This window comes from Marvinbryantia sp., from assembly GCF_047017445.1.
Lineage (GTDB): Bacteria > Bacillota > Clostridia > Lachnospirales > Lachnospiraceae > Marvinbryantia.
In genome coordinates, this window is the sequence record NZ_JBKXTT010000002.1 from 213,834 (window position 1) to 239,753 (window position 25,920).

The window sequence follows — 25,920 nt, forward strand, 5'->3', positions numbered from 1 at the left end:
AGGAGGTACACTATGAAAAAATTAGCAGCAATCGCAGCGGCATTTGCGCTGACAGCAGCCGCACTGACAGGATGTGCACAGAACGGCGCCGCAGACAGTGCAAGCGCAACAGCGGAAAATCCGCTGGTACTTACACTGGCGCATGGTCTGAGCGAAACGCACACCGTTCATATTGCAATGACGGAATTTGCCGAGCAGGTAGAGGAAAAAACGGACGGCAGAATCAAGGTTCAGATTTTCCCGAACGGACAGCTTGGCTCGGAAAATGAAAACATGGAGCAACTTATGGCAGGGGTGCTCGCGATGACGAAGGTTTCCGCTCCGGGACTTGCAACCTATAACGAATCCTACCACACCTTTGGCCTGCCCTATATTTTTGATGACACTGAGGATTTCTACCATATCATGGATTCCGACGAGATGCAGGATTTCTTTTTGTCCTCCGCGGACGACGGCTTCGTAACTCTGACATACTATACCTCCGGAGCCCGTTCCTTCTATACAAAGGACCGCGCGATCCGCACGCCGGCAGATTTAAAAGGTCTGAAAATCCGCGTGCAGGATATGAAATCCCAGACGGATATGCTCGAAGCGCTCGGAGGCATCCCGGTGGCAATGTCTTACGGCGATGTATACACATCCCTGCAGACCGGCATCATTGACGGTACCGAAAACAATGAAACGGCGCTGACAACCGGCAAGCACGGTGAGATCTGCAAGGTTTACTCCACGGATCAGCACGCAATGATCCCGGACGTAATGGTGATGAGCGCAAAGGTATGGGAAACCATCAGCCCGGAGGATCAGCAGATCATTCTGGAAGCGGCGCACGCTTCAACAGAGAGCCACAAGATTGCATGGGACGCAGCGATTGAGGAGGCGATCGAGGAAGCTTCCACCACCATGAATGTAGAATTTGTAAACGACGTAGATAAAGAAGCATTCCGTGAAGCGACAAGCGGTATGGTTGATGAATATTGTGCGCAGTATCCTGGGGTACAGAAACTGCTTGATATCATCAACTCGGTAAAATAAGAGGGAGGTTCAACATGAAAGAGACATTAACAGCCGTGAAAAAAATTCTGGCAAAGCTTCTGGCAGGCATGGCAACAATCCTGCTGTCCATCATGACGCTGCTGGTATTGTATCAGGTATTTACACGTTACATTTTAAATAGTCCGGCAGCCTTCACCGAGGAGCTGGTGCGCTACTCGCTGATCTGGACCGGATTTATCGGAGCTGCGTACGCTTTTCTCACCAGACAGCACATGTGTCTCGTGCTGGTGCGCGATAAGCTCAGCCCGTCCGCGAAGCGGGTTCTGATGACCGCGATCGACATTCTGATTCTTGTATTCGCCATTTTTGTTATTACGATCGGCGGCTTTAAGCTGGCAATGAGCGCGCAGAAGGTATACTCCGCTCTGCTTGGCATCCCAAGAAGCCTTGTATACGCAATGGCGCCCATCTCCGGTATTTTTATCATCATCGCGCAGATCATCAACATCTACGAGGATGTGACCGGAATTACTATCGAAGGAGGAAATGAGGAATGAATATTGTACTCACAACAGTTATCCTGTTCGCGGTATTCGGCCTGCTGCTGTTTTTAAGCTGCCCGATCTCCGTCAGCATTGTCATCGCTTCTATTGTAACAGCGATGTCGTCCCTCTCCTGGGATCAGATTACCTTTATCACCATGCAGAAAATGAACAGCGGCGTGGAAAGCTTTTCTCTGCTTGCTATCCCTCTGTTCATTCTGGCAGGCAACATTATGAACAACGGCGGTATCGCACGCCGTCTGGTAAACTTTGCAAAGCTGTTTGTAGGACGCATTCCCGGTTCGCTTGCGCAGGCAAACATCGTCGGCAACATGCTGTTCGGCGCGCTGTCCGGTTCCTCCGTTGCGGCAGCTTCCGCAATGGGCGGCTGCATCTATCCGATCCAGAAGGACGAGGGCTATGACCCGGCATTCGCAACTGCTGTAAATATCGCTTCGGCTCCGACCGGACTGCTGATCCCGCCGACCAGCGCGTTCATTGTATACTCCACCGTTGCGGGCGGCGTTTCCATCTCCACACTGTTTATGGCTGGCTACGTTCCCGGCATTCTGATGGGCGTCGGCTCAATGATTGTAGCATTCCTTTACGCAAAGAAACGCAACTACCCGACCACCGGGAAGGTTTCCAGACAGGAAGCGCTGAAAATCACCCTTGAGGCGCTGCCGAGCCTGCTTCTGATCGTCATTGTAATCGGCGGTATCGTAAGCGGTATTTTCACGGCAACGGAAGGCGCCGGCATCTGTGTGCTCTACTGCCTGATTCTTTCTATCTGCTACAAGAGCATTACCATGAAATCCTTTATGAAGATTCTGGTGAGCAGCGCCTGCACAAGCGGCATCATCCTGTTTCTGATTTCCGCCTCCTCCGCGATGTCCTTCGTTATGGCATATTCCGGAATCCCGGCGGCGATCAGTGCGGGCATCATGTCCATCTCCACCAATAAGATCGTCATCTTCCTTCTGATGAACGTGATCCTGATGATCGTTGGTATGTTTATGGACATCACCCCGGCAATTTTGATCTTCACTCCGATCTTCCTGCCGATCGCACAGAGTCTTGGCATGTCCGATATCCAGTTCGGCGTAATGCTCATTTTCAATATGTGTCTCGGCAACATCACTCCGCCGGTCGGCTCCGTGCTCTTCGTCGGCTGCGGCATCAGTAAGATCAGCATCGAGCAGGTCACAAAAACGCTGCTCCCGTACTTCGCCGTTCTATTCGTGCTGCTTCTTGCAGTCACCTATATTCCGGCGCTCTCGCTCGGTGTTCCGCAGCTGATGGGGCTGATCTGACATCTTATATCATGCATCATGCAACAGGGAATCCCACGATGGGATTCCCTGCTTCTTTATCGCACCAACTAGCATTATGCTGCCAAAGTAATCAATCTGCACGGCCAATTACATGATGCCTTTATAGCAGCTTCACAGACTTCTCATCCAGTTTTTCCTCCGGAAAATAAAAACAGAAATCAGAAACCGCACACATTCTTCCAGTGACAATATAAAATAAACCCATGCGATCGGCAGCTGCAGCGCAAACGCAGCTAAAAACCCAAGCGGAACGCCAAAAAGCCAGGTTCCAATAATATCGATATACATCACATATTTTGTTCTGCCGCCACTGCGCAGGATTCCGCCGCCAAGGATCATATTCTGCACTTTCACCGGAGAAATGACTGCAAACGCCAGAAGAATTTCTTTTGTGATGTTTTTAACCGTATCTTCTGCACGGTAAATCTGCACATAGCTCTCCCGCACAAGCACCAGTATCACAGATAATACGACAGAACCACAGAAGCCGTACAGCATCAGTTTCTTCGCTTCCCGGTAAGCGCGCCCATAATCACCCCTGCCAAGTGATTTTCCGATAATGATTCCCGCCGCCTGTGCCAGACCGTTCAGGGCGCCGATTACCAGCATCTGTACCGGTGAGGTCAGTGTCATTGCCGCGCACGCCTGCGTTCCGATATGCCCATAAATCGCCGCATAAACATTTTCGCCCAGGCTCCAGAAAAGCTCACAGCCGAGAATGGGCAGCAGAATGCCGAGATACTGGCGGCGTTCTTCTCTTTTCATTAATAAATTTAACTGCCCCAGCTTTTCTTTTTTTTCGGAAATTCCCATCTGTGTCTGTCTTTTCTGCCTGCGTAAACGACTCCAGAGCATTCCAAGCGTCAGCGCGCAGCCAATCACCTGTGCCGCCGCAGATGCAGCCGCCGCACCGTTTATTCCCAGCGCAGGAAAACCGGCTTTTCCAAAAATCAGTACATAGTTAAGCAGCGTATTTACCACCGCTGCGGCAATTCCCGCTATCAGCGGAAGTGCTGCCGCCTCCGCACAGCGCAGATATGTGGAGCATAGTGCCGTTACCGCCATCGGCAGGTAGGAAACTGCATAGATTCGCAGATAACCGCCCGCCGCATCACACGTTAATGAGTCTTGTGTATACAGTCCCATAATCTGATGAGGCCCAGCAATGCAGGCCCCGGTAAAAAGCAGCGCTAGGGCTCCTGTCACCGCCAGATTCACAAAAAAGCTTCTGTCTGCTTTTTGTTTATCCTGCTGTCCGATATACTGCGCAAGCATAATACCCGCTGCCGCTGCAACCGCCGAGACCAGTACCGAAAAAATAGACGCAAATTTTCCGGCAAGACCGATGCCTGCTACGCTGACACTTCCAAGCTGCCCTGTCATCACCTGGTCCACCACGCTGAACGAAGACTGCAGCAAAAACTGCAGCGTCACCGGCAGCGCAATTTTCCACACTGTCTTATAAAATTTCTCATTTTGTTCCATATGCATCCTCTCCGCTGAATTTTCTGCTTCGAGGCTATCATATTTCACATTGGAAAAATGCACAATAGGTTAATCGCGTAACCCATCACAAAATATCGGTGTAAAATTTGTTGATTTTGCTGTGCTTTGGCGTATTACCAGTGTCACAGGAAGCTTCAGTAACATTTCCTCATTCTTTCCCTCTCTCATCCTTTTAAGTGATGAAACTGCAAGCTTTGCCCTCTCTGCCCCATCCTGTCTGACAGTCGTCAGCGTTGGACAGACCATCTCACAGTACGGAACATCATCAAACCCTGCGATGGAAATCTCCTGCGGTATGCGCACATTATTTTGCTGCAAAAACTGCATCAGTTCAATCGCATAATAATCTGACGCTGCAAAAATTGCCGTGTATCCTCTCAATGTCTCTAAATGCTTTTGATAAAATGTAAGCCGTTCCTTTTTATTCATCGGAATCTCCAGGAAATCGGCGCTGCCGGATCTGTATGCAATGGCTGCCTCATCTCTGCAGGAGCTATATGCAATGGACGTCTCATCTCTGCAGGAACTATATGCAGTGGCTGTCTCATTTCTGCAGGAATTCTGCGTGACCTCTGCCCTTTCCGTCTGTTCACTCACAGCGTCCCGAAAACCGCAGTATCGCTCCCAATCCACACAGATATGATTATCGGAAATGCATAGCGTCTTTTGATGCCCGAGTTTTCGGAAATATGTCCCAATCTGATAACCGCCGTCGTAATTATCTATAATCAGATTACAGACACGTGCAGGTTCTTTAAAATAACCATCGTAGACTACAAAAGGAATGCGCATATTGTCACGCAGATTTTTATAATCCTGTTCACAAAATCCGATAATTACCAGTCCATCCATGTTCCACATGGAAGCATAACGGACAATTTCACCGCAATTTTTTGTAACCTTTACCATCATAAAATAACCTGCTTTTTCAATTTCCCGCGAAAGATGATTCAGAGACGACGCAATGAAATAATCCTCCAGCACATGCGACTCATACTTCTCATGATCATTGACCACAACGCCGATGATCCGGGAATTATTCTGCGCCAGCAAAATGTCCGCTATACCCGGCATATATTGCTTCTCCTCCAGAAGTCCCTGTACCCTGCGCACAGTTTCCGCGGATATTTTCTTTGTCTTCCCATGAATCACATTTGATACGGTCGCCGTACTGAGTCCAAGCTCCTCCGCAATATCCGCGATCCGCACACGCTGTTCTCCCACAGTTCTTCCTCCCTCACTTATTATTCACGCCGGATTCCTGCCGCTGCGTCATTTTCCTTCCATGTCCGGATTTTTGGGGCGCTGCGCCAGTCTCCTTCTTTCCCTGTCAGGGTTTTCCTCCGCTGCGCCAGTCTCCTTCTTTCCCTGCCCGTTTTTTCTGCCACTGCGTCATTCTCCTTCTCCTGCCCGGGTTTTCTTTCGCTGCGCCAGTCTCCTTCTTTCCCTTCCTGCTTTTTCTTCCGATGCGTTATTTTCCTTCTCCCTGCTGCCCGGTTCTTTCGTCACGCCGGATTTTACATATCAGCGGGCGGATACAGAAAGATTTTTCTCCCATTAAAGGGCTGCACAAGCTGCGCCTTCCATGCGCAAAGCTTTGCAGAAGTCTCTCCATCTTTCCCATGACCGTATACCGCATCACCTACAAGAGGATGACCGAGATACGCCATATGCACCCGGATCTGATGTGTCCGGCCAGTTTCCAGACGCAGGCGCACGAGAGACGTATTCTGCATCTTCTCGGATACCTGATTCCGGCACAAAATCCGCATCGCCTCATGAAAACAGGATTCCTCCTGCGAAATCACCCGATAATGTGTGACTGCCCGATATATTTTCCCGGATCCCGCAACGTCGTCAGCGTCCCCACATTGCGCAGGCACAGTGAAGCCGCCAGACATCTGATTTTGCGCAGTTTCTGCAGATCCGCCAAACGTCTGGCTTTGCGCAGTTTCCGCAGATCCGCCAGACGCCTGACTTTGCGCAGCTTCCGCAGATCCGCCAGACATCTGACTTTGCACAGTTTCCGCAGATCCGCCAGACGTCTGATTTTGCGCAGTTTCCGCAGATCCGCATCTTTCCTCTGCAGCAGCGCACATTTTATTTTTGTGCCCCGGCATTTTCCGAAGGGGCACGTCAATCGTCTGCTCCCGCTCATACGCCTCTTTAAGAAAGCTCCCCTCGCACAACGCAACATATTCTTTTTTAAACACACCGTTCTGTCTCTGATCCCACAGTCTTGCCGCGGCAATTTTGTTTTTGGCAAAAACAACGATCCCGCTGGTGTCCTTATCGAGACGACCGATGCTGCGTATCTGCACCTGCTCTCTCTTTTTCGCAAAATATGCCTGCAGATAATTCGCCAGCGAATCACAGTAATGTCCGTGCGCCGGATGCAGTACCATTCCGGCTTCCTTCCACACGCAGATCAGATCCTCGTCTTCATATAAAATGTGCAGCGGATACTCCCTTGAAACAAGATGTGACATATCATCCGCTCTGTCCCCAAGCTTCAGCTCCAACCGGTCATTTTCACGTAAAATTTGTGTGACGCGCACCCGTTCGCTGTTCACACAGATACCATCTTTGCGAAATTTCAGACTGCGGATCTGCGCCGCGGTAAAATGCATTCGATACTTTAAAAAATCTCCTGCCGTGCAGCCAGCATCGGCAGGAGTAATTTGTACTGCTATTGTTTTCTCCACGGCTATGCTCCTTTTTGTATACTACCAGAATCGTATCACAGGCGGAGCATTTTCGCAATCCAAAATATACGACATCTCGCACTGCCTCCAGGCAGCACTGTTTAACAGCACTTTTTCTTTCCTTTTGTTATTTCACCGCCTCAAAGGCTGCGTCCAGCGCGGCAATGAGATCCTCCACTTTTTCAATACCGATGGAGAGACGGACGGTGTTTGGCTTAATCCCCTGGTCGAGCAGCTCTTCCTCCGTGCACTGGCTATGCGTGGTGGTCGCCGGATGGATCACCAGTGATTTTACGTCCGCCACATTCGCCAGCAGGGAGAAGATCGCAAGGTGGTCGATAAAATCCTGCGCCGTCTTTGCATCGCCTTTGATTTCAAAGGTAAAGATGGAGCCGCCGCCGTTCGGAAGATATCTCTTATACAGTTCGTGACTCGGCTCGCTCGCAAGCGACGGATGATGCACTGCTTCCACCTGCGGATGCTTTGACAGATAATCCACAATTTTCAGCGCGTTGCTCACATGACGCTCCACACGCAGCGACAGCGTCTCAAGTCCCTGCAGAAAGAGGAATGCATGGAACGGCGAGAGAGTTGCGCCCGTATCGCGCAGAAGGACCGCGCGTATGTAGGTGACAAAAGCTGCCGGGCCTGCCGCATCTGTAAATGATACGCCATGATAGCTGGGATTCGCCTCGGAAATCCACGGATATTTTCCGGAAGCCTTCCAGTCAAAGCTGCCGCCGTCAATGATCACGCCGCCGATTGCCGTACCGTGTCCGCCGATAAATTTCGTCGCCGAATGCAGCACAATGTCCGCGCCGTACTCCAGCGGTCGGATGAGGTAAGGTGTTGCAAAGGTAGAATCCACCACCAGCGGAATGCTGTGCTTATGCGCCAGAGCTGCCAGCGCCTCCAGATCCACCAGATTCGAATTGGGATTTCCCAGCGTCTCGACAAAGATTGCTTTGGTGTTTTCCCGGATCGCCGCCTCAAACGAGCCTTCCTGCTCCGGGTCCGCAAAGGTTGTGGTAATACCGCTTGTCAGCGGAAGCGTGTGCGCAAGCAGATTGTAGGTTCCGCCGTAAATCGTCTTGGAGGCCACAATATGTTCTCCCGCCTTCGCCAGAGCCTGGAAGGTGTAGCTGATCGCCGCCGCGCCGGAGGCAACTGCAAGAGCCGCCGTGCCGCCCTCCAGAGATGCGATACGCCGCTCGAACACATCCTCCGTCGGATTCGTCAGTCTGCCGTAAATGTTGCCGGCGTCGCGGAGTCCGAAACGGTCCGCCGCGTGCTGTGAATTATGAAATACGTAAGAGGTCGATGCGTAAATCGGAACCGCTCTGGCGTCCGTCGCCGGATCCGCCTGCTCCTGTCCCACATGAAGCTGTCTTGTCTCAAATCCCCAGTTTTTAGAATCCTTTATATTTGCCATACTAGTTTCCTCCTGTCGTTTGATGAATTCATACTAACACAGTAGGAAATATCTGTCCAATACGCAAAAAAAATATCCTGCTATAAATTCAATCTATAGCAGGATAGCGTTCCATCCATAACCGCAAAATCAATATCTATCGGTAACATGCAAAAAATATCACTTACGATATTTGCAGATATTTTTTCAAAGACGACACATAACGCTCGCCCATCTCACTGAGCAGCATATTTTTTCGCGTGATGTATCCGATCTCCATCATACCTGCATGAGTTTGCTCCCCTCCGCTGCCTGCCCCTCCGCCGTCGGAGCGACCGGCATTCGTCTCCTGATCCTCTCCCGCAAACGGCACCGCAACAAAATCGCTGCCGTTCAGTTCCTCGCAGATAATGCCGGAGCAAAGCGTATACCCATTCAGCCCGACCATCAGATTCAGCATGGTGGCGCGGTCGTTCGCCTTGATCGTGCGGGCATATTCGCCGGTCGCGAGCAGCTCCTCTGCCAGATAAAAGCCTGCGCCGTCCCCCTGCTCAAAGGACAGGCAGGGATACGGCTCCAGCTGCGCAAGGCTGACAGATGGCTCCTTCGCCAGAGGATGCCGCCGCCAGAGATAGACATATGCCTGACAGTCGATCAGGTGATGAAACACAAGCTCTGCCTGCGTCAGCAGCTTTTTAAGCGCCTTTCTGTTGAAATCACTCAGATAGAGGACGCCGATCTCGCTGCGCAGCGTGCTGACATCACTGATTACTTCAGCGGTGCGCGTTTCCCGGATTGCAAATTCATACTGCAGCATATCAAATTCCTTCGCCATATCCACAAACGCCTTCACTGCAAAGGAGTAATGCTGTGCCGACACTCCGAATTTCTTTTTGCGCGTTCCATGCTCCCCGTACCGTTCCATCAGATCCTCATACTGACTGTAGAGCTGCTTCGCATGGAGCAGGAACTCCGCCCCGTCGTTCGTGAGCGTTACGCCCCTGCCGCTACGATTAAAAATCGTAATTCCAAGCTCCTTCTCCAGCTCCTTCACCGCGCTCGTGAGCGACGGCTGCGAAACATACAGAAGCTCCGCCGCCTTATTTAAAGAGCCGGTCTCCGAAATGGTAATCATATAGTGAAGCTGCATTAATGTCATCCTTTGTCCTCCTTTCACGTCAATTCCATCAGGCCCTCTGCTCCAGTGGGATCAGTATCTGCAGCGTGAATATCTGATCCTTTGCGTCCACCGTGATCGTTCCGCCGTATTTTTCCGCGATGTGGCGGATGCTCTTCATGCCGTAGCCGTGCTCCTGCCGATCGTGCTTTGTCGTCACCGGAAGTCCCTGCTCAAAGTGCAGGGACGTCTCATAATAATTCTGCACCTGAATCACCAGAATATTATTCTGTGTGATCATTTTTAAGGAAATCACACGCTTCTCCGGCTCGGAGATCGCTGTCACTGCTGTAATTGCGTTATCCAGCGCGTTTCCAAAAACTGCATAGATGTCCTCGATCCGCATAAACCCCAGGCAGGAGCCGTCCGCCATGCAGGTCCACTGGATATCATGGTTTTTGCAGTACAGCCCCTTATCCATCAAAATAACGTCAAGCGCCTTGTTTCCGGTATTTACTGCGGTATCGTAAATCATTATATCATGTTCCATCTCATTGAAATATGCTTCTTTATCTTCCTCGTTCGTCATCTGGCGCAGCGCCTGAAGCTGATGCTTTAAATCGTGACATTTCCGGTTGATACTGTCGATGATTTCCTGTTTGATCACATACTGTTCCTTCTGCATCATCCACGCGGTGTTGATGCCGTCCAGCTCCTGCTTCAGCATTATTTTTTCCCGCTGATTTATCTGCACCCAGAGCACGTAAAAGCAGCACAGCGCGTCGATGATGCGGTAGAAGATCCGGCTGCCTGCCTCCGCCCGGAAATATTCCAGACCGGAGGTTTCCAGCACGCTCAGGATCCATACAATGATAATAATGGTTGCAAGCGGAAACATCGCCTCCAGACTGACACGGCTTTCATCATTTTGGTTTATTTTTCTGACAAACAGATGGTAGAAAAGCAGGTAAACTGCCGCATATACGATCACCTGCACAAGATAACTGCCGCCTCCCAGTCCAAGATAAATCTCATTGATATCAAATGCAACATGCTGCATAGCACAGGCACAGATCGCGCAGTACGCCGCCTCCAGTGCGTTTACGTCCAGGCAGACGTACATCAGCAGCACGCACGCCAGAAGGAATGCCGCCCAGTACAGCACGATCCATATGGAAAAATTCCTGTTTTCCAGCATACTGTTCACCGCATAGGATACCAGCACAAATGCCCCGGAGCATAAAACCGCCCGGGGCACAAATTTCGCACGTTTTTTGTAAGGGACCATAAACAGGGCACACGCTGCAATGAGCTGTACGATATAGGAAATCTTTTCCCATTGCTCCATCATAACTCAATCCCTCCCATATAGTTTGCCAGCGCCTGCAGAAACTCGCGTTTCCGGGGCCGACTGATCTTCAGCCATTCGCCTGCGATCTGAATATCATCCCTGTTTACACAATCCACATATTTTAAATTCACAAGATAGCAATTGTTGCAGCGCTTAAAGGAAAGCCCCTCCAGCTTATCCTCCAGCTCCTTCATGGACGCCTTCTGTTTAAACACGCCCTGCGCGGTATGATAATAGAGATAGTGGCCATTCACCTCCGCATAATAAAGCTGGTCGGTGGATATCTTCTGGACGCCGCCCGCCGTCGGAAGCACTATGTTGCGTTTTTTGCGCTTCTTGATCAGATTGACCGCACCGCGCAGCTTCATGGAAAAGGAGTAATAGCTCACCGGTTTCACGATAAAATCCAGCGCGCGCACCTCATAGCCTTGGATCGCCATCTGCGCCATGTTTGTTATAAACAATATGATAACCTGTCCGTCCTTTCGGCGGATCTCCCGCGCAGTATCCATGCCGGTTTTTCCGCCCATATCAATGTCAAGGCAGATTAAGTCAAAGGAATGGTCATACTCCTCCAGCAGCGTTTCTCCGCTGGTAAAGGTGCTGACTGCGATCTCCTCGCAGACCTCCGCCTGCAGCTTTTTGAAAAACCCGCATAATGTATCCAGTTCTTTTTGCTCATCATCCGCAACCGCAACTTTTATCATAACTACTCCTGTTTTCCCGCTTCTCCCTCCGGGAAAATGATTTTGTATACAAAGAAATATATCACCATCGAGACTCCGCCGGTAATGAATGTCACCAGCAGATTGTAAACGCCCGGCGCAAAATACTGCTGGGCGATCGGCATCCACAGCCCATTGATCGCATTGCAGAACAGGGAGATCAGCACCCACGCGATAAAGTACCACATAATCTGCCAGGAGATTTTTCCGTGACTTTTAAATGTGATGTTCCTCTGCAGCGGAAAGTTAATGCACTGCGCCAGAAATGTGCCGATCTCATAGCTGAGAAAATAGCCGAGTCCGCCGCCGATCACCACCTCGCCCGCCGCATTGTGGGCGATGTCGTATCCCAATATGTTCCATTTATAGCTGTAACCGGCAATGTTTATCGGAATCTGCGGCCACATAAACTCTGTCCCTGCCAGCCCGATGCCGAACACATACGGCAGAAACGTAAACATCAGATACTGAAAGATCGTGACGCTCAGGCTGAACACGTAAAAATACACAAGCTGGTGGATCCATTTTGCCGCCTTCGGGTGGTTTTCGGAAAATGTCCGCCATTTTTCCTTCATACGCACACCCCGCAAACCTTAATTTCCGCGCTGCCCCTGGAATGCGCGCTCTTTGCATACACACGGACAGTTCCTTCTTTCTCCGGTCTGATTACCGCCAGCGCCTCGCCATAGTAGGTGTCTGTCACATTTCCGAGATAATTTTTCGTGTAATACGGGCAGGCACTGCCAATTCCAAGAAGCTTTCCACCTTCCACCTGCACAGTAATATCCTCGCGCACCATCGGCTTGAGCGTTCCTTCGCGGTCCGTAAACTGCAGGCGGACGTAACACAGATCCTCTCTGCCGACGCATTTCTGCTCCGGTTTTACCGTCAGAATCGTTTCCTTTCCGGCAGTTTTCAGCTCTTTTTCGGCAATCACATTTTCCTTTGCGTCATAAGCAACCGCGCGCACACTTCCGTCCTCATAAGCTGTTTCAAATACAACGCGGCAATCGCCCTGCGGCTTTTTGGTGCCCACGCATTTTCCGTTCACAAACAGCGAAACATGATCCGCCCGCGCATAAACCTCCACCTGCGTTTTCTTTCCCGCACAGCCGCGCCACGACCAGCTCTCAATCGCATTCGTCATTTTCCACGCTGACGGAGAATGTTTCTGACCTGCGTACGGTACCGGCACCACGCCGATACCGATTTTTTCCAGCTCAAACGCCACTCGTGTATAGGTCATCTCCGCAAGCTCTTTGCCCGTGAGATCGATCCTGCCCGAACCTGCCGCCACCCAGCCTTCACCGTGCGAGAAGTCCGGCGCATAATCCTTGTATTCCCAGCTTCCGATGCCGGCTTCGCCCAGATAGTCCATGCCGGACCACACAAAATCGCCGATAACGCGCGGATGCTTCTTTGCCGTCTCCCAGAAGGTGTATGCATCCGAACAGAAAGTCTCGCTTCCCACAATAATACGCTTTGGATACTTTTTGAGATCGTGCTCATATCGGCGGATCCCATAATTATAGCCCGCGACATCCATCGCCGCAAACGCGTCCCGCGTTTTTACGTCGCATGGATATAAGGTCGCTCCGAATTTCATGAAATCAGAGCCCATCAGACCGGCAAGGTTATTGAAAAATTCGCTGCCCACCGCTTTTTTCTTCGCGTTTTTCACTTCCTGCTCCGCCTTTTTATCGCTGTAAACGCCAAAGCCCATGGAGCTTAAAAAGTTGAAAAAGATATTGACGCCGCAAGTAACCGGGCGCGTGCCGTCCAGCTCATGCAGGCATTCTGTCAGATTGCCGCACAGCTTGATCCCGCGCTTCTGCGCTGTCTCAGACACCTCGTTTCCAGTCGAATACATCACCACGCTCGGATGATTGTAGTCCTTGTCCACGATCGCCTTTAAATCCTCCCGGTAATGCGTCTCCACCTCGGATGCGTAATCGTTCTTTGTCTTATGAATATACCACATATCGGTGTATTCGTCCATCATCAGCATCCCCAGCTCGTCGCAGGCGCGCAGCATAGCTTCCGAACAGGGATTGTGCGCCGAACGCACGGCATTGTAGCCACCCTCCTTCAAAAGCCGGATCTTGCGGTATTCCGCAAAATCGTAAGCACAGGCTCCCAGAATACCGTTGTCATGATGAATGCAGGCGCCGCGCAGGATCACACGTTTGCCGTTGAGTGTAAATCCATTTTGGACATCACATTTTACGATGCGGATCCCAAAACACTCCTCGCACACATCGTCTCCAAATGTCACGCGGCAGGTATAAAGCTCTGGCTGCTCCGTGCTCCAGCATTTTGCGCCCGGCAACTCCAGATCACATACGAAATTTCCATCCGTCATTCCCTGCGTCTCCCGGAGAACCTGCGCCTCCGCGTTCTCCCGGACGCCGTCCGGCCGCATGTCCACATCTTCTTCCCTGATTTCATTCTGCCGCGCGCCTGCTTTCAGAATTTCTACCTTCACGCTTCCGCTTCCGTTGGTCTGCACCTGCACGCGGATCTTCGGATTTTTATAATCCAGCGTTGTAATGCGGATTCCCTGCAGGCAGATGTGCTGCTTTGGCAGCGTATAAAGCCATACCGGACGGTAGATGCCCGTGCCCGAATACCAGCGGCTGTTTGGCTGGTCACTGTTGATTGCCGTCACCATCAGCACATTTTCCGCCCCATAACGAAGCTTTCCCGTCACATCCACGAAAAAACCTGTATAGCCGTAATCATGGTAACATACCTTTTTTCCATTTAAATATACCGTCGCCTTGCGGTAAACACCCTCAAAATAAAATACCGTCTCTTTTTCGCGCCATTCCTCCGGGGCAGTAAAGCTCTTTTCATACGTATAGTCCTTCGCGTCAATCCATCCGTTATTAACGCCGCCCGCACAGCCCTGGCGTCTTTCATCCAGCAGCATCGCATCGTGGGGAAGGGAAACGGCAAAAGCCGTCTCCTTCTTCCCTGTCTGATAACAAATCCAGTTTTCGTTAAATGCTTCTTTTCTCATACTTCCTTTTCGCGCCTCATAAAGCCTGCCAGAATGGGCAGAATCGCACTGACCGCCATCACGATCGCTATCGAAACAATGTTTCCTACCTGTGTAGCGTCACCGAACATATTGATTCCCTGGAAGGCGTCTACAAAAGAGCCGACCTGGTTCGTCAGATGACGGAACAGCGCATATGCATAGCATGCCGTCGAGAGAACCACCAGAAGATCCTCATCCTTCACAACCATAACAAGGTTCATCACGATTCCTGCCGCCAGCGCCAGAACGATCGTCGTGTCCATTGCATTGTGCGCCGGCGCCCATGTGCAGAAACGGATCAGAGAGATAACCGCCGCTGCCGCCGCAATCATGATCAGATAGAATCCAGCCGCCTTTTTTTGTATTATACTACTCATTATTCCTGCACCTCCACATTTATTTTTTCTTTTTTCCCAAGTCTTTTGCGCAGCAGCATCGCCAGGCAGAGAACATCCAGCACCGCAAATGCTGCGATCAGACCGTACATCAGCGGCTGCCACCACGGTGTTACGGACACCACCTTTGAATTTACGCTGTAGCCGTTCATAATGTTACTATTTGCAGCGACGTACAGATAATCATGTACCGATTTGCGGAGCAGTCCCAGCAGATTGCCATCATCGTTCGTCGTGATCGCCTGCACAAGCGCACGGGAACTGTCGCCTGCGAAATCCAGACAGAAATTGTCTGTTCCGGCCGCAACTGCCGGCACGAAATGTCCCTTATAAGTGCCGACCGCGCCTGCCACCGCGTCCGTTTCCTGCTGACCGACAAAGCCCCACTCGCCCTCCAGCACCTGTGTGCAGAGCGCTGTGCTGGAAGAGCACCATGTGAAGCCAAGACGGTTGAAGCCGTGCATGACAGCCTGTCCGCCTGCCACTGCCAGCGCACCCTCCACGCCGCGCAGCGCTCCTTCGCGAAATGCCTGCTCGTTAAAGAATACGGCGATACCCTCGCGGTTGTTTTCCTGGTCGTTGCCGATGCAGTGCTTTGCGCCCGCATGAACGCCTTTTGCCTCCATCGCCTCTACCTCCGGGATTTCACAGAGATAATTCATCACAGAGTCCTCGGAATAGTATTCAAAGTTTCTTCCGCCAAACGGCGTGCGGTGCAGGTTGATGCCCGGCATCCAGTCCTCCATCATGCCAAGATACAGGCACTCCTCCGCCATCAGCTCGCCGCGGTTCCTCATCAGGTCTTTGTTGAACGTTGACGCCAGCACGATTTCTGTCGGGAAACAGCAATCCTGCCTGCCGTCGCCGTAGGTTTCCGCGTTGAAGCTTCCGCCCACACCGTCCGGACCATCGCCTACCAGAATCGCCGGTTTTCCGACGGTAGTGATTTCCGCCGTTCCAAAGTTATCCGCAATTGACACTGCCAGCTCGTCAATCGTAAACTGGTTCAGATAGGTTTCCCACTGCGGATCATCATACTCCAGACCGATCATCGCCGCCAGCGGGATTCCCTGATTGTCGCCCTGCGTGAAATCGCTCACAGACGGAGCATCCTCCGGTTTTGTATAGTAATCGCCCGCCAGCGCGGTCATCATTTCCTCCGAAAGCGTGATCTGTGTCGCCGCGGTCGGCCAGGTCGCCGCCCAGTCATTTCTGGAAAGATAAGTCACCGTACCCTCCTGCCAGTAATTGATATCCGCGTCCGCAAACTGGTTTGTCACCTCTTCGCCCGTGTAGCGGGAATTGCGGTAGGTATCGGCGTCGAAGCTTTCCTCCCATGTGAATGTTTTCTCCGCTTCGCCTGCTGCCTCTGTACCGTCAGCGTCCACCATGCCCTCTGCGCCCTTTGCCGCCAGCACATTATTCAGTGCGTCATGTGCGTTCTCACCGATCGCGAGGTAGTAATCTCCCTCACTCATAATGTAACTCTTTGCATTAGTGTAGTCATAGCTTGCCAGCAGATATTTGTCACATTCGATAGTGAGCGTCTGGCTCTCGCCCGGCTGCAGCAGCTCCGTCTTTCCAAAATCCAGAAGCTGGATCGCCGATTTCTCCACCAGGTTTTCTTTTTCATAGTCGCCATACGGAGTCTGCGCGTAGATCTGAACAACGGATTTTCCGGCAGCGTCTCCCGTATTTTTCACGGTAACGGTGACAGTAATGGTGTCGCCTTCCATTGTCACATCATCCAGTGTCTGCTCAAACTCCGTGTAGGAAAGACCGTAGCCGAACGGATATGTTACCTCCGCCGCATAGTCCCATGCCTTGCCGTCAAAGGAGCCAACCGCGTCGCTGGCATTGCCCTGCCCGAGAACAGTATCCTCATAACGCGTCTCATAGTATTTATATCCAACATAAATGCCCTCCGCCTGGACGGTCGACCAGGAAATACCGGAATCCTCGTCCTCCAGAGCTGCCAACACCTCGTCCAGATTCGTCCAGTTCTGATTGTTAAAGCTGCCGTTTACAACAGACGGCGCTGAAAGCGAATTTGCCGCATAGGTATCGGTCAGATGACCGGACGGGTTTACGGTTCCGTTCAGGATACCGGCTACCGCCTCAAAGCCCCGCTGTCCCGGGAGTCCGATCCAGAGACAGGCGTCCACGCCATATTCCTCAAGCCACTCCAGCTCCATCGGGTTTCCGCTGTTGATCAGCACGATCGTTTTGGAGAATTTACCGGAATCCTTTATCATCTGCAGCAGGTCTTTTTCGTCCTGGTGCAGCGCAAGCGAGCTGATACCCTCATAGGAATCAGAAAGTTCCATTTCCATGCCCTCGCCTGCCTCGCGGGCAAACATCACGATTGCCACATCATTGTAATCGTCCTCCCAGGACGCCTGCAGTTCATCGGTATAGAAGGAGATCGTTTCCTCACCCATCGATTTCACACTGGTCGTCTGCGTCGCAAAGTCATAGCTGCCGGTGCCGCGCACGGTCTCGCTTGCCGTGTATGCATTGTACAGCGTGTCGTTAATCGCAAAGCCCGCATTGCTCAGCGCCGTATACAGATCGATATTGTGCTCTGTCTGGTAGCCCTTGGAGCCGGCCGACGCATTTTTATAAAGCGGCTGCGCCACGGCGTGACCAAACAGCGTCACTCTTGTTTCCTCTGCGGACAGCGGCAGCGCGTCATTCTCATTTCTCAGCAGGACAGCTCCTTCCGCTTCCTCCTGCACAGCCTCCGCATAAGTATCCTCGATCAGCTTCTGCAGATTTTCCGCATTCAGCTCCCCATAGCTGCTCTCAAAATATGTAGTATCCTCATTTGCATCGCCCTCATTGACAATCTTGCTTGTCTGAATGCCGAGCGCCTGATTGACGGTTCCTTCATACCCCATCATGCAGTCCATTCCCACCAGCGACAGCACCAGTGAAAAGCTGCACAGCGATGAAAGACCAGTCCATAATCTGGAATGTTTCATTTTCTCCTACCTCCGTAAATTTCCTGCTCCCGGGCGCTGCAGACGCCGAGAGAGTTTGAAACATGTCCGCGCAAACATTTGTTATCTCATATTCTATATTCTTTGAGCAAAAATGACAACAGATCGTTCCTATTCTGTGCTTTTGAGGTGCATATTTTGCAAAATATGCTGCCTCTTCTTTTTTTGTTCCGGTAAATCGTACATTTTGATGTTTTATTTTATTGTGAGGCGGGACTGACGTCTGCAATCGAGTAGGAGGGAGTGATTAGCTCCCGTCCTCTCACAGCACCGGACATACGGTTCACGTATCCGGCGCATTCAATAGTTGACGTGCACAGACTGATAGGCTGTGGCTAAATCATAAAAGCCACTGCTTATCAGTCTTTCTTTTGTCATTGCCATATTTACGGCTACTGTATGTGTTGTGAACCAATAGCCCCGGCGGCTGTTTCCCGCCTTCCTCGCCAAATCTTCTGGTACTCCCATCTTTATTAGGTTTCGCACCTTTGTTTTCGGCTTTTTCCATTGTTTCCATATACACATTCGTATCCTGTGATAGAGCCATCCATTGATGTCATCTATGTTGTTCTTCATGCTTGCTATTCCGTAATAGTTCAGCCAACCTCTTGCATACACTTTGATTTTCTCAAGGCTTGGTTTGATACTCTGTACCGACCTACGGGAAGATAGGTCTTTCAGTTTTGACTTAAACTTTTTCCATGACTTTGGATGAACTCGGACATAAATTCCACTTCCGTTCCTTCCCAATGCAAAGCCAAGGAACTTAAAATTTCGGATTGCAAACACGCTGACCATACGGCTTTTCTCTCGGTTTACTGTTAATTTCAGCTTTTCCTCAAGATATTTCGTACTACTTTCCAGCAACCGCTCTGATGCACGCTTACTCTTTGCGAGAAGCACGATATCATCTGCGTATCTGATGCACGGAACACCTCTCTTTATGAATTCTTGGTCGAACTCATTGAGGTAGATATTCGCAAGCAATGGCGACAGATTTCCGCCTTGCGGCGAGCCTTCTTCTGTTTCTATGACCACTCCGTTTTCCATTACACCGCTTTTCAGACAACGCTTAATCAGCTGCACTACACGTTCATCCTTTACATTCCGTCTCAGCAGATTTATGAGAATCTCGTGATTTAAGGTATCAAAATACTTTGACAAATCAAGGGCTACCGCAAATGTGTAGCCTTGTTCCGCATACTCCTTAATCTTTATGATTGCATCCTTTGCGCTCCTGTTCGGACGGTATCCAAAACTGTTTTCTGCAAACAATGGTTCATAGATTGGCACTAACTTCTGCGTTATTGCCTGTTGGATTGTTCGGTCTATCACTGTTGGTATGCCAAGCTTTCGCACACCACCGTCTGATTTTGGAATCTCAACCCTTCTCACTGGTGATGGAGTATATTTTCCTCTAAGTATTCGGTTAATTAACTCCTGTTGATGTTCCTTTAGATATGGCAGGGCTTCTTCGATGCTCATTCCATCAATGCCTGCCGCCCCTTTGTTTGCTTTCACTCTTTTGTACGCTCTGTTAAGATTATCTTTGTACAGAATCATTTCCAAGAGCTTCGGCTGTGCACTGTCTCTTTCTTTCCATATCCGCTTGAACGACCTTGACGCTTTCGCATACCCTTCATGTTCCGCACTATCTCTTTGCGAACAGCCACTGTTTGTGTTTTCTGTCATGGGCGGTCATTCCTCCTTTCCCGGTCATACTTAAGACTCCTACTGATTCGGTCCTTCGCCTCCCGGCTACTATGACCTCTGCTGACTTCTGTGTGTTCAGCAACACTTTTCAGTGTTGGTTACTCTTTTCGGAGCGTATCACACAGACCTCCCCGGGTACCACACGTTTCCTTCTCTCCATCCATCTGCCACATTTATCATGCATGATTCCGTGTAGTTATTGGGCTTCGACTTGCATAGCAGCCTTACCCTCATGCATAACCTCATATGTGATTTCTGTTCGTCAGACCAGAGATTTGCCCGTGGGTTAGTATGTTCCCCACATCCAGCTTCCTTCAGATTCCACCTCTCGATGGACACCCTTGCCTTCGGCTATATCCTTCCCACTACCGGGCGGATTCAGGACTTGCACCTGTTGGAAACGTGCGCCGCCAGGCGCACTATGAATAAGGCCGGGAACCTGTTTCCAGATTCCCAGCCTGTGTGACTATAGTTACTTACGCTGTTTCTCATAATCCTTCAGCGCGGCGACCGCCTCCCCGGACAGCGGCAGCAGCGCCACCATATTGAAAATGGTCATCAGCCCGATGCCGACATCTCCGAGATCCCACACGAAAGTGTAGGCGGCAAGCCCGCCGATAAAGAGCATCACCAGCGCAACGCATTTATAAGCGGTCTGCGAGAACCAGTTATCGCCGAACAGATACGCGACATTGGAACGCGCATAAAACAAAATGCCAATAAATGTGGAAAAGCTGAAAAGCAGCAATATAACGGCGATAAATACCACGCCGAAATCACCAAAGTGATAGCGCATCGCCTCCTGCAGAAGATCCATCCCCGCAAGCCCCGCAATTTTTTCCGCCGGAGCCAGCAACATGATCATCGCCGAGCAGGTGCAGATCACAATGGTGTCCACAAACACACCGAACGCCTGCAGAAGTCCCGCCTTTGCCGGATGCGTGACGTCCGCCGCTGCCGCCGCACAGGGCGCAGAGCCGGAGCCGGCTTCATTCGAGAAAAGCCCGCGCTTCACACCATTCATCAGCACCGCGCCGAAGCCGCCCGCCGCCACCTGGCGCAGCCCGAATGCCTCGGCAAAAATCCGCTCAAATACAGCCGGAAGCTCGCCGACATTTCTCACGATCACAAAAATCGTCATCAGAAAATAGCAGCCCGCCATCACCGGCACCATCACGTCAAGCACCTTCACGGTCGCATTTTTGCGCAGAACAACTACCGCCGCCACTGCCACCAGTACGATCGTGGTATAAAGCGGCGGAACGGAAAAAGCATTATCCACCGCCGAGGTGACGGAATTGCTGATCACCTGACTGATACCGCACCAGCAGATCAGCCCGGAAAGGGCAAACAATGCGGCAATAACGCTTTTGCGCGCCTTGTGCTTTCTTTTTCTCATCACAAAGGCATGGATATAATAAGCCGGACCACCGCGGTAGCCCCCGTAGAGCGGATCCTTCTGGCGGTAAAGCTGCGCAAGCGTCGCCTCCGCAAACGCCGTGGAGGAACCGAGCAGCGCCAGCACCCACATCCAGAACACCGCGCCCGCGCCGCCTGCCGAGATCGCCGCCACCACGCCCACCAGGTTTCCCATACCGACCCGGGTAGCGGTAGACACAATCAGCGCCTGCAGCCCGGAAATACTGTTTTTCTGCGTCTCCTGCTTCTTTTCCACGGCAATGTGCAGCATCTCCGGAAACATACGCACCAGCACAAACCGCGTTCTGATCGTAAAATAAACTCCCACAGGAACAAGAATCAGGATCAGCAGCGACAGCCCCACGCTGCCGCCGCCCGGAAGCGGGATCGTCACCAGATCGCCCCACAAAAATTCGTACGCTGCCAGTACAATGTTTATCAGACTTTGCCCAAATGCTTGCATCATTTCCATGTCAGGGTATTCTCCATATCTTTCGTTTTTTAACTATTAGTATAAACGAACGAACGTATTTTGTCATCCATATGCTTCAAAAAGATTCTATATTTTTCGTTCATTTCGCCGCCCGATCTGTGGTATAATATAGTTACCTGAAATCTATCCCCACAGGAGAGCCTTATGAATTACGAAATACCGGATACACGATTTGATGAAAAATCTGATGAGCGCTATTCCGTCGCTGACGAAGCGATCTACGACGCTTTCTTTTTGCTTTTAAAAGAAAAGGAGCTGGATAAGATCACGGTAGCAGATGTGATAAAACGAGCCGGAATTGTCCGCAGCACCTTTTACAATCACTACGAAAATATTCCAGCTCTGATTAACGCCATCGAGGACAAGACCATCCATGATATTTTTTCTCTCATGGAGACGTTTCACCCGAAGAATGACTATGATATGTGTAAATCTTTTTTTCTCACCATCTGCAATTACACAAAGACCAATCCGTTTCTGGCGAATCTTTTATGTAACCCGCAGGGGGACGGATTTTTTGAGAAAACCCTGACCATGCTTCATCAGTATGTGACAAATGTCACCCGCACCACCGCTCCGTCGCACAGCAGCAAAGAAGAATTTGCCTACATGATCGCCTGCGCGATCGGCAGTACCATCGGTGTGCTGCACAAATGGATCATGGAGGATTTCCGCAGCTCGCCGGAGACGATCGCGGATATCCTCACGCACGCCTTCGTGGGCGGGATGCTGCCGTTTATGTCTTAGCACGGCTCGTCAATCAGGACCTCCTGCCGCTTGATTTTTCTTGTCGCGCTCTTGATAAACGGATTTTTCCGCACAACCAGCCCGGTGATCTGGCGGTAGGTCGGCTGCGTCTTATTGTACTGATCTATAAATGCCTGCAGTTCCGCCTGGATCACCTGCGCATCCAGTCCCTTTGCTGCCGCCACATCCGGATCCGGGAAAATCCTTGCCGTAAGCCCGTTATTTTCGCCGGTTACAACCACTTCGCCTACCAGAGCGCCGAGTGCCAGCTTATTTTCAATTTCCTCCGGGGAAATATTTTCTCCGTTGGAGAGAATGATCAGATTCTTGACGCGCCCGTTAATATATAAGAAGCCGTCCTCGTCAAGATAGCCCTTGTCGCCCGTGTGGAGCCATCCATCCTTTAAAGTATCCGCCGTCTCCTGCGGCATCTGATAATAGCCCTTCATCACACTGCTTCCGCGCACCAGAATTTCTCCATTGTCAAACGCGATCTCGACATTCGGCAGCGGTCTGCCAACGGAGCCGTCTTTATGATCCTCCGGTGTATTGGAGCTGATGACCGGGGAACACTCCGACATGCCGTAGCCCTCCAGAACAGCCACGCCGTACTGGGCAAATTTCTCAATATAATACGGATCGAGATGCGCGCCGCCGGTGAAAATCGTGTGCAGCCTTCCGCCAAATACGGCATTTGCGACCATCTGCTTCGGAATGGAGGCGTCCGCTGCGGCAAGCCTTTTGTAAATCGTCTCCACCATCAGCGGAACCATCAGCATGACCTCCGGCTGGAATACACCCATATTTTTCACCATATGCAGGAGAGAATCGTTGATGCATACGGTGGTGCCAAGCGAAAATCCCTTCAGCCAGTCCATCACCAGACAGAACGCGTGATGGATCGGGAGCACGCTCAGCAGCACGCTGCCAGGTTTCGCGGTATACTGCACCGCCTTCACATTCTCCGCCAGATTTTTCTGCGTCAGCATGACGCCCTTACTCTTTCCGGTCGTTCCGGAGGTGAAAATAATCGTCGCGATTCCCTCCGGATCCGGTCTGTCGGCGTCCGCCGCACTGTCCGCGCCAACTGCTTTTAAATCCGCCAGACTAGAGATTTCCGCACTGTCAGTCTGCGATGCCGCCGCATCCTCCAGCATCCAGATTTTCTGAAGCTTCGGACATTTTTCCCGGATCTGCTCCAGAAGTCCCTTCTGCTTCGGACTCAGAAACAAGCCCGCCGCGTCGGAACGGTTAAGAAGATCGATCAGATCCTCGCCCGGAAGATTTACATCCAGCGGCACGGCAACCGTGCTTCCGGTGATAATTCCCAGGTAGCTCTCCACCCACTCCGCGGAGCTGCTTCCGATCAGCGCAATATGCTTTCCAGAAAAGCCTTCCGCGAGCAGTCCCTTTCTCACCGCCATCACATTTTCCAGCAGTCCGCGGTAATTTATCTCCTGTATCTCCTTCTTTTTTAACCATTTTATCGCCGGAATCTCCGCATAATTTCTTCCGCTCTCTTCCAGAATATCACGAATCAGCATCTCTTTTATTCCTCCTGTAATCTTTCCAGCAGAGCAAGCGCCTCTGCAACCGTCAGAACCTGTGCAACCTCTTCCTCCTCCAGCTCCACGTCGAAGGTATCCTCCAGCTCGCCGAGGAAGGACATAAAATCAAGGGAACTGAATCCCAGATCCTCGCGGAACCTCATATCGTCTGTCATGTCCTCCGGTTTTACGCTGCAATACTGTGCGGCGATCGTTTTAAACTGCATTTCCTGTGTCATAGTTTCTTCCTCCATATACTAAAAATCAATATTTTCCAAATATCTTTCTGCATTTTCTGTCCGTTTCCTGCAGCCGCGTTATCCTTTACACCTGCTCCATGATCTCCCCGATGCTCATGTCCGGCTCGGCGATTCCCTTGAACAGAATGCGCATCATATAATAATACAGAAGCTCCATATCATGCTCCTCAAGCTGCGCTGTCTGATAATGATAAGAGAAGTTCATACCGCCGTTCGCAGTGTGTGACACGGTCAGATACATCTTCTTCGTCGCCGCGCCGTTTGCGAACCATTTTGCATGCTGCCCGATCCCGGCAAGATGCGGGTTATCCACCTGCACCGGCATCGGCTGGTACGTAAGGTAACAGCTTTCATACGTTGTATTTTCCGGTGTGTGATATCTTCTGCGCATTTCCTCCTCGATCAGCGCCGGATCGTAATTGCTGTGCATATAAATGCGGTTCTGCACATTCTGGATCTCATATGCCGCTGACAGGAAATCCGTCTCCGGGCTGATCACCGTCCGGCACGGGAACATAATCGTGCGGCTGCCGCCCGATGTCCATTCATCGTGCGTGGAACGTCTGGAGATAAAGTTTTCAATCGTGATGTCCTCCTGCCCGTTATTCACCTTCGAAAGATACGTGCGGATACCAAGCAATAAGAGATTTGTCATGGAAAGCTGATGGTTCATACAAAAATCAATCAGATTCTTCGTCGGCTCCGGCTCTAGCTGATAGTCCTTCACCTCCACGAACAGATTTTTCAATTCAATATCCGCCGCCCGCAGCATCGGGTTTTTATGCTTTTTTCTTGCTGCCTCCAGAACGGAAGGTCCCTGGATATCAGAATACAGCGGCTCTCCCAGCGTATTAAGCTGATCGTCCCAGAATTTTTTGTCTTTTGCAAACCGCTTCTCGTTGTTTGCTCTCTTTAAGTCCTTCTCCAGCACGGTTTCAAAATCTGCCAGATCCTGCGGATACGCCGCGCCGAATCGGTAATGTGTGTAAAGCTGCATCAAATCATTGATCATCACAACCAGACCACAGGAATCGATCAGCCGGTGATCCATATGGATGAAAAATCCGTTGTACCCCTCCGGTAGGCGCAGCATCGTCACATCGCAAAGCGGAATATCGTCGCCGTCGAAGGTTTCGTAAGCCCACTGCTGCATCAGTGCATCCGCCTGCTGCATACTCATTCCGGAGAGATCCTTCAGCGGGATATCTCTTGTATCCTGTTCCACAAGATACTGCTTCACCTCGCCCTTCTCATCCGGCTTTGTAAAACGGATGCGCATACACCCGTAACGCTCTATCTCTAACTGTATACATTTTTTCAGAAGTCCAAAATCCAGCGGCGACTGCAGGGACGCTACCACGCTCACACCTGACACCTGCTGCGTCTGGTATTTCTGAATCCAGTTGTGATGCATCTTCTGCGCTGCTGTTAATGGATAATATTCTCTCATGTGTTACCTCCTGTTTTTTTCTTCGACAGAGAACTTAACACATTTTATTTTTAATTTCTACCCCCTCGGGGATTTAACAAACATTTTACATAAAATTGACCGAGACGTTTTTCCTGACGCCAAACATGCAGGACAACTAAAAAACAGCCAGTATTACCTGGCCG

General features: G+C 50.9%; 21 protein-coding genes. 4 read left to right on the forward strand and 17 right to left on the reverse strand.

Features of this window, described 5'->3' with window-relative positions:
- The first annotated feature begins 12 nt into the window (after positions 1 to 12).
- The 3 genes from ACLU9Q_RS02975 to ACLU9Q_RS02985 are packed head-to-tail and all read left to right on the forward strand — an operon-like array spanning position 13 to position 2,851.
- Positions 13 to 1,035 (forward strand): TRAP transporter substrate-binding protein, encoded by a 1,023-nt coding sequence (locus ACLU9Q_RS02975; RefSeq protein ID WP_296835447.1) that lies wholly within the window; start codon positions 13 to 15, stop codon positions 1,033 to 1,035.
- Positions 1,036 to 1,049: 14 nt separating this feature from the next.
- Entirely contained in the window at positions 1,050 to 1,553 is a 504-nt protein-coding gene (locus tag ACLU9Q_RS02980) for a TRAP transporter small permease (protein ID WP_296835449.1), read from the forward strand.
- Complete coding sequence (locus ACLU9Q_RS02985; RefSeq protein ID WP_296835451.1) at positions 1,550 to 2,851, forward strand: TRAP transporter large permease; 1,302 nt, start codon at positions 1,550 to 1,552, stop codon at positions 2,849 to 2,851. The genes ACLU9Q_RS02980 and ACLU9Q_RS02985 overlap by 4 nt, the downstream gene beginning before the upstream one ends.
- A gap of 132 nt (positions 2,852 to 2,983) precedes the next feature.
- Here ACLU9Q_RS02985 and ACLU9Q_RS02990 read toward each other — a convergent pair whose 3' ends face one another.
- The 14 genes from ACLU9Q_RS02990 to ACLU9Q_RS03055 form a co-directional block, all read right to left on the reverse strand.
- On the reverse strand, positions 2,984 to 4,357 hold the full coding sequence (locus ACLU9Q_RS02990; RefSeq protein ID WP_296835454.1) for an MATE family efflux transporter: 1,374 nt from the start codon (positions 4,355 to 4,357) through the stop codon (positions 2,984 to 2,986).
- A gap of 69 nt (positions 4,358 to 4,426) precedes the next feature.
- Positions 4,427 to 5,602, reverse strand: a complete 1,176-nt coding sequence (locus tag ACLU9Q_RS02995; protein WP_296835456.1) for a LacI family DNA-binding transcriptional regulator — start codon at positions 5,600 to 5,602, stop codon at positions 4,427 to 4,429.
- A gap of 20 nt (positions 5,603 to 5,622) precedes the next feature.
- A complete protein-coding gene (locus ACLU9Q_RS03000; protein WP_296835458.1) occupies positions 5,623 to 5,766 on the reverse strand; it encodes a hypothetical protein in 144 nt (47 codons plus the stop codon).
- A gap of 129 nt (positions 5,767 to 5,895) precedes the next feature.
- The gene (locus ACLU9Q_RS03005; RefSeq protein WP_296835460.1) at positions 5,896 to 7,083 is read right to left on the reverse strand and encodes a pseudouridine synthase; all 1,188 of its coding nucleotides are present in this window, start codon (positions 7,081 to 7,083) and stop codon (positions 5,896 to 5,898) included.
- A 127-nt stretch (positions 7,084 to 7,210) separates the two neighbouring features.
- Positions 7,211 to 8,515 (reverse strand): O-acetylhomoserine aminocarboxypropyltransferase/cysteine synthase family protein, encoded by a 1,305-nt coding sequence (locus ACLU9Q_RS03010; RefSeq protein WP_302592689.1) that lies wholly within the window; start codon positions 8,513 to 8,515, stop codon positions 7,211 to 7,213.
- 163 nt (positions 8,516 to 8,678) lie between these two features.
- Entirely contained in the window at positions 8,679 to 9,653 is a 975-nt protein-coding gene (locus ACLU9Q_RS03015; RefSeq protein ID WP_302592688.1) for a LysR family transcriptional regulator, read from the reverse strand.
- Positions 9,654 to 9,681: 28 nt separating this feature from the next.
- Complete coding sequence (locus ACLU9Q_RS03020; RefSeq protein WP_302592687.1) at positions 9,682 to 10,962, reverse strand: ATP-binding protein; 1,281 nt, start codon at positions 10,960 to 10,962, stop codon at positions 9,682 to 9,684.
- Positions 10,959 to 11,669 carry a LytR/AlgR family response regulator transcription factor gene (locus ACLU9Q_RS03025; protein WP_302592686.1) on the reverse strand — a complete coding sequence of 237 codons (711 nt, stop codon included), beginning with the start codon at positions 11,667 to 11,669 and terminating at the stop codon, positions 10,959 to 10,961. The genes ACLU9Q_RS03020 and ACLU9Q_RS03025 overlap by 4 nt, the downstream gene beginning before the upstream one ends.
- Positions 11,670 to 11,671: 2 nt before the next feature.
- The gene (locus ACLU9Q_RS03030; RefSeq protein WP_302592685.1) at positions 11,672 to 12,262 is read right to left on the reverse strand and encodes a GtrA family protein; all 591 of its coding nucleotides are present in this window, start codon (positions 12,260 to 12,262) and stop codon (positions 11,672 to 11,674) included.
- Positions 12,259 to 14,709 (reverse strand): glycoside hydrolase family 2 TIM barrel-domain containing protein, encoded by a 2,451-nt coding sequence (locus ACLU9Q_RS03035; protein ID WP_412624636.1) that lies wholly within the window; start codon positions 14,707 to 14,709, stop codon positions 12,259 to 12,261. The genes ACLU9Q_RS03030 and ACLU9Q_RS03035 overlap by 4 nt, the downstream gene beginning before the upstream one ends.
- The gene (locus ACLU9Q_RS03040) at positions 14,706 to 15,107 is read right to left on the reverse strand and encodes a hypothetical protein (protein WP_302592683.1); all 402 of its coding nucleotides are present in this window, start codon (positions 15,105 to 15,107) and stop codon (positions 14,706 to 14,708) included. Before ACLU9Q_RS03040 ends, ACLU9Q_RS03035 begins: the two co-directional genes overlap by 4 nt.
- Positions 15,107 to 18,109 carry a glycoside hydrolase family 3 protein gene (locus tag ACLU9Q_RS03045; protein ID WP_302592682.1) on the reverse strand — a complete coding sequence of 1,001 codons (3,003 nt, stop codon included), beginning with the start codon at positions 18,107 to 18,109 and terminating at the stop codon, positions 15,107 to 15,109. Before ACLU9Q_RS03045 ends, ACLU9Q_RS03040 begins: the two co-directional genes overlap by 1 nt.
- 318 nt (positions 18,110 to 18,427) lie before the next feature.
- Positions 18,428 to 19,819: a group II intron reverse transcriptase/maturase gene (gene ltrA, locus ACLU9Q_RS03050; RefSeq protein WP_412624637.1), complete on the reverse strand. Its 1,392-nt coding sequence runs from the start codon at positions 19,817 to 19,819 to the stop codon at positions 18,428 to 18,430.
- Positions 19,820 to 20,312: 493 nt separating this feature from the next.
- Positions 20,313 to 21,731 carry an alanine/glycine:cation symporter family protein gene (locus ACLU9Q_RS03055; protein WP_412624638.1) on the reverse strand — a complete coding sequence of 473 codons (1,419 nt, stop codon included), beginning with the start codon at positions 21,729 to 21,731 and terminating at the stop codon, positions 20,313 to 20,315.
- A 165-nt stretch (positions 21,732 to 21,896) separates the two neighbouring features.
- On the opposite strand from ACLU9Q_RS03055, the gene ACLU9Q_RS03060 reads away from it, so the two are divergent.
- Complete coding sequence (locus ACLU9Q_RS03060; RefSeq protein ID WP_412624639.1) at positions 21,897 to 22,499, forward strand: TetR/AcrR family transcriptional regulator; 603 nt, start codon at positions 21,897 to 21,899, stop codon at positions 22,497 to 22,499.
- Here the strand turns inward: ACLU9Q_RS03060 and ACLU9Q_RS03065 are convergent.
- From ACLU9Q_RS03065 to ACLU9Q_RS03075, 3 genes are all read right to left on the reverse strand, one after another.
- Positions 22,496 to 24,043, reverse strand: a complete 1,548-nt coding sequence (locus tag ACLU9Q_RS03065) for an AMP-dependent synthetase/ligase (RefSeq protein ID WP_412624640.1) — start codon at positions 24,041 to 24,043, stop codon at positions 22,496 to 22,498. The two genes, ACLU9Q_RS03060 and ACLU9Q_RS03065, sit on opposite strands and share 4 nt — an antisense overlap.
- Before the next feature lie 5 nt (positions 24,044 to 24,048).
- Complete coding sequence (locus ACLU9Q_RS03070) at positions 24,049 to 24,285, reverse strand: acyl carrier protein (RefSeq protein WP_296831706.1); 237 nt, start codon at positions 24,283 to 24,285, stop codon at positions 24,049 to 24,051.
- 85 nt (positions 24,286 to 24,370) lie between these two features.
- Positions 24,371 to 25,756, reverse strand: coding sequence for a condensation domain-containing protein (locus tag ACLU9Q_RS03075; RefSeq protein WP_302592292.1), 1,386 nt, complete (start codon positions 25,754 to 25,756; stop codon positions 24,371 to 24,373).
- Positions 25,757 to 25,920: the final 164 nt, after the last annotated feature.

Coding starts and splice junctions, on each gene's coding strand:
- ACLU9Q_RS03025 (WP_302592686.1), bottom strand. CDS start 11,669: ATGATAAAAGTTGCGGTTGCGGATGATGAGCAAAAAGAACTGGATACA.
- ACLU9Q_RS03040 (WP_302592683.1), bottom strand. CDS start 15,107: ATGAGTAGTATAATACAAAAAAAGGCGGCTGGATTCTATCTGATCATG.
- ACLU9Q_RS02980 (WP_296835449.1), top strand. CDS start 1,050: ATGAAAGAGACATTAACAGCCGTGAAAAAAATTCTGGCAAAGCTTCTG.
- ACLU9Q_RS03015 (WP_302592688.1), bottom strand. CDS start 9,653: ATGACATTAATGCAGCTTCACTATATGATTACCATTTCGGAGACCGGC.
- ltrA (WP_412624637.1), bottom strand. CDS start 19,819: ATGACAGAAAACACAAACAGTGGCTGTTCGCAAAGAGATAGTGCGGAA.
- ACLU9Q_RS03030 (WP_302592685.1), bottom strand. CDS start 12,262: ATGAAGGAAAAATGGCGGACATTTTCCGAAAACCACCCGAAGGCGGCA.
- ACLU9Q_RS02975 (WP_296835447.1), top strand. CDS start 13: ATGAAAAAATTAGCAGCAATCGCAGCGGCATTTGCGCTGACAGCAGCC.
- ACLU9Q_RS02990 (WP_296835454.1), bottom strand. CDS start 4,357: ATGGAACAAAATGAGAAATTTTATAAGACAGTGTGGAAAATTGCGCTG.
- ACLU9Q_RS03010 (WP_302592689.1), bottom strand. CDS start 8,515: ATGGCAAATATAAAGGATTCTAAAAACTGGGGATTTGAGACAAGACAG.
- ACLU9Q_RS03060 (WP_412624639.1), top strand. CDS start 21,897: ATGAATTACGAAATACCGGATACACGATTTGATGAAAAATCTGATGAG.
- ACLU9Q_RS03035 (WP_412624636.1), bottom strand. CDS start 14,709: ATGAGAAAAGAAGCATTTAACGAAAACTGGATTTGTTATCAGACAGGG.
- ACLU9Q_RS03045 (WP_302592682.1), bottom strand. CDS start 18,109: ATGAAACATTCCAGATTATGGACTGGTCTTTCATCGCTGTGCAGCTTT.
- ACLU9Q_RS03070 (WP_296831706.1), bottom strand. CDS start 24,285: ATGACACAGGAAATGCAGTTTAAAACGATCGCCGCACAGTATTGCAGC.
- ACLU9Q_RS03055 (WP_412624638.1), bottom strand. CDS start 21,731: ATGGAAATGATGCAAGCATTTGGGCAAAGTCTGATAAACATTGTACTG.
- ACLU9Q_RS02985 (WP_296835451.1), top strand. CDS start 1,550: ATGAATATTGTACTCACAACAGTTATCCTGTTCGCGGTATTCGGCCTG.
- ACLU9Q_RS03020 (WP_302592687.1), bottom strand. CDS start 10,962: ATGATGGAGCAATGGGAAAAGATTTCCTATATCGTACAGCTCATTGCA.
- ACLU9Q_RS03065 (WP_412624640.1), bottom strand. CDS start 24,043: ATGCTGATTCGTGATATTCTGGAAGAGAGCGGAAGAAATTATGCGGAG.
- ACLU9Q_RS03075 (WP_302592292.1), bottom strand. CDS start 25,756: ATGAGAGAATATTATCCATTAACAGCAGCGCAGAAGATGCATCACAAC.